Origin of the sequence: Candidatus Thioglobus sp. (genome assembly GCF_029243085.1) — a bacterium.
In the GTDB taxonomy this organism is placed as follows: domain Bacteria; phylum Pseudomonadota; class Gammaproteobacteria; order PS1; family Pseudothioglobaceae; genus Thioglobus_A.
Genome location: NZ_JAQWSS010000060.1, coordinates 1 through 3834 on the forward strand (window position 1 = coordinate 1; position 3834 = coordinate 3834).

The following is a 3834-nucleotide window of genomic DNA, read 5'->3' on the forward strand; positions in this document are numbered from 1 at the left end:
GAAGACATTGAAGGTGAAGCGCTAGCAACTCTTGTAGTTAATAATATGAGAGGTATTGTGAAAGTGGCTGCAGTTAAAACTCCAGGCTTTGGTGATCGACGAAAAGCAATTCAACAAGATCTTGCAATCTTAACCGGTGGCGTAGTCATTTCTGAAGAAGTTGGACTTTCTCTAGAAGGTATTTCTGAAGATCAACTTGGAAGCGCTAAGCGTGTAGAAATTGGCAAAGATGTGACGGTTGTTGTTGATGGTGCAGGTGATAAAGCAGATATAGATAGACGTGTTGCTCAAATTAAGGCTCAAATAGAGCAAACTACATCAGAATATGACCTTGAAAAATTACAAGAGCGTATGGCAAAACTATCTGGTGGTGTTGCAGTGATCAAAGTTGGCGCTGCTACTGAAGTTGCCATGAAAGAGAAAAAAGATCGAGTTGATGATGCATTACACGCGACACGTGCCGCTGTTCAAGAAGGTGTTGTTCCAGGTGGTGGTGTCGCATTAGTAAGAGCTATTGCCGCCCTTAACGACTTAAAAGGTGACAATCATGATCAAGACATCGGTATCGACATAACAAAACGCGCTATGGAAGCTCCATTACGTCAAATTGTTAATAATGGTGGCGGTGAAGCGTCTGTAGTGCTAAATGAAGTTTCTAACAATACTGGAAACTATGGATATAATGCCGGATCAGAAATTTATGGCGATATGTTAGAAATGGGGATTTTAGACCCTACTAAGGTGACTCGTGCCGCCTTACAACATGCTGCATCTATTTCTGGATTAATGATTACTACCGAGGCTATGATTACAGACATTCCTCAAGATCCAGCAGCCGCACCAGCGCCTGCTGCTATGGGTGGTGATGGAATGCATGGCATGATGTAACAACCATTTTTTTAAGCTGATAAAAGCCCCATTTTTTGGGGCTTTTTTTTGGTATGATACTTAGCAAATATATTCTTGGGTATCTACAATATGAGTGATTACAATTCTTCCTCGATCGAGGTTTTAACAGGATTAGAGCCTGTTAGAAAACGCCCAGGTATGTACACTGAAACTGAGCGTCCAAATCATTTAGCTCAAGAAGTGATTGACAACAGTGTTGATGAAGCTGTTGCAGGACATGCAACTAAAATAAACGTAGTACTTTACAAAAATGGCTCTCTTTCTGTCGAAGATAATGGTCGCGGAATGCCTGTTGACATTCATGAAGGCGAGGGTCAATCTGGTGTTGAGGTGATTTTAACTAAATTACATGCTGGTGGTAAATTTTCAAACGATTCCTATCAATTTTCTGGTGGTCTTCATGGTGTCGGGATATCGGTTGTTAACGCTCTCTCTACCTTAGTTGAAATCTGGATTAAACGTGACGCCAAAGAGCATCACATAAGTTTTGCCGATGGCTTTAAAAAAACCGAATTAGAAATTATTGGTTCTGTTGGAAAACGTAATACTGGTACTAAAGTTAAATTTACACCGGATGCTCAATTTTTTGATACTATTAAATTCTCCGCTACTAAATTGCGCCATAATTTACGCTCCAAAGCTGTCTTATGTCCTGGGCTTGAAGTTAATTTTCATAATGAAATTGACGATACAACTGACAAGTGGATTTATCAAGAAGGATTGAAAGATTATCTATCAATGGCACTTGATGGTTTAGACTGTATACCGGAGCAACCTTTTGTGGTGAATTATGAATCCCAAGAGCAGCAATTAAACTGTTCTCTTGCTTGGACTCAGTACAATAGCAATGTTGTTGCCGAGAGTTACGTCAATCTAATCCCTACAATCAATGGTGGAACACATGTTAACGGTCTACGCTCTGGATTAACTGACGCCTTAAAAGAGTTTTGTGAATTTCGAGATCTTATCCCTAAAAATATCAAATTAACACAAGATGATGTTTGGCAAAAGATTGCTTTCGTACTCTCAATTAAAATTTTAGATCCTCAATTTTCTGGTCAAACCAAAGAAAGACTTTCTTCTAGAGAGTGTGCTGGCTTTGTTTCAAATGTGGTTAAAGATGCTTTTAGTTTATGGCTTAACCAACATACAGATATCGCTGAACAAATTGCGCAGCTAGCAATTTCAAATGCACAGGCCAGACTTAAAACGAATAAAAAAGTAATTCGTAAGAAAATTGTTAGTGGCCCCGCCCTACCGGGAAAATTATCTGACTGTACCAGTACTGATTTATCTCAAACTGAAGTTTTCTTAGTAGAGGGTGACTCAGCAGGAGGCTCTGCCAAGCAAGCTAGAGATAAAGAGTATCAAGCTATCCTGCCGCTTAGGGGTAAGATTTTAAACACTTGGGAGGTTGACTCTGAACAAGTGCTGGCTAGCAATGAAATACATGACATTAGTGTTGCAATTGGTCTAGAACCAAACTGTGAAGATATGTCCGGCCTACGGTATGGAAAAATTTGTATTTTGGCCGATGCCGATTCCGATGGCGCACATATTGCCACTTTAATTTGCACCCTATTCGTTAAGCATTTTCCAAAATTAGTGAGAGAAGGTCATATTTATGTTGCTATGCCACCTTTATATCGAGTTGATGCGGGAAAGCAGGTTTATTACGCACTGGATGATGGAGAACGAGATAGTATTATTCGTAAAATTGAGAATGATAACAAGCGTGTCAAAATTCAAGTACAGCGATTCAAAGGTCTTGGTGAAATGAATCCGTCTCAATTACGTGAAACAACCATGTTGCCCGATACCAGAAGATTAATCCAGCTGACGCTTGACAATCCCCTGCAAGTGGAGCAAACAATGGATATGTTGCTCAGTAAAAAACGAGCAACGGATCGTAAAAAATGGTTAGAAGAAAAAGGTAATTTAGCTAATGTCTAATAACAAAACAAAAGCAGTAGTACTGTTATCTGGTGGACTTGACTCCACAACAACCCTAGCCATCGCACAATCACAAAATTTTGATTGCTTTGCACTCAGCTTTGATTATGGACAAAAACAAAAATCTGAACTAAAAGCAGCGGCCAATATTGCCCTTCAGTTTAATGCAACTGAACACCGTGTGATGAAAATTTCACTCTCTGATATCGGTGGCTCAGCACTTACTGATGATAAAATCGATGTACCAGACTTTGTCGAAAGTACAAATATTCCAGTCACTTATGTTCCTGCTAGAAATACGATATTTCTATCTTACGCATTAGCTTGGGCAGAAGTGCTTAATTGTCAGCATATCTTTATTGGTGTCAATGCATTAGATTATTCAGGATACCCTGATTGTCGCCAAGAATATATTAACGCTTTTGCAACAATGGCAAACTTGGCCACTAAACAAGGTGTTGAGGGCAATAAAACCACCATTCATACACCCTTAATTCAACTTAGCAAAGCACAAATCATTCATCAAGGCTTGTCACTTGGTGTGAATTATGCCAAAACCACAACTTGTTATCAGGCTAATGACCAAGGTGAAGCATGTGGTGTCTGTGATGCTTGTGAATATCGAAAACTAGGCTTTACTGAAGCAGGCATAAAAGATCCTACACGCTATCAAAAATAATTATTATTATTTTTGCAATTTAGGCTTGTTTTGCAATCAATAATCGATAAAATAATAACTTTATTAAACTAAACAGGAAGTAGCAAATGAGCATTGAGGAAAGAGTTAAAAAAGTTGTATCTGAGCAATTAGACGTAAATGGCGATATCGATAATAACGCTTCATTTATCGATGACTTAGGTGCAGATTCTCTAGATACAGTTGAGCTAGTAATGTCTCTTGAAGAAGAATTTGACTGTGAAATTCCTGATGATCAAGCGGAAAATATTACAACTGTTCAACAAGCAATTGAC

At 38.8% G+C, this 3834-nt stretch carries 4 protein-coding genes; all 4 read left to right on the plus strand.

The window, feature by feature from the left end; genetic code table 11:
- On the plus strand, positions 1–888 hold an 888-nt coding region (groEL, locus tag P8M52_RS03405; RefSeq protein ID WP_300307339.1), incomplete at its 5' end, for a chaperonin GroEL.
- 90 nt (positions 889–978) lie between these two features.
- On the plus strand, positions 979–2862 hold the full coding sequence (parE, locus tag P8M52_RS03410) for a DNA topoisomerase IV subunit B (RefSeq protein WP_300307341.1): 1884 nt from the start codon (positions 979–981) through the stop codon (positions 2860–2862).
- Positions 2855–3541 (plus strand): 7-cyano-7-deazaguanine synthase QueC, encoded by a 687-nt coding sequence (gene queC / locus P8M52_RS03415; RefSeq protein WP_300307344.1) that lies wholly within the window; start codon positions 2855–2857, stop codon positions 3539–3541. The genes parE and queC overlap by 8 nt, the downstream gene beginning before the upstream one ends.
- 86 nt (positions 3542–3627) lie before the next feature.
- The coding region (acpP, locus tag P8M52_RS03420; RefSeq protein ID WP_300307346.1) for an acyl carrier protein at positions 3628–3834 on the plus strand (207 nt) is incomplete at its 3' end.

Excerpts from the sequence above, each read along its gene's own strand:
- parE (WP_300307341.1), top strand. The coding sequence starts at position 979 with ATGAGTGATTACAATTCTTCCTCGATCGAGGTTTTAACAGGATTAGAG.
- queC (WP_300307344.1), top strand. The coding sequence starts at position 2,855 with ATGTCTAATAACAAAACAAAAGCAGTAGTACTGTTATCTGGTGGACTT.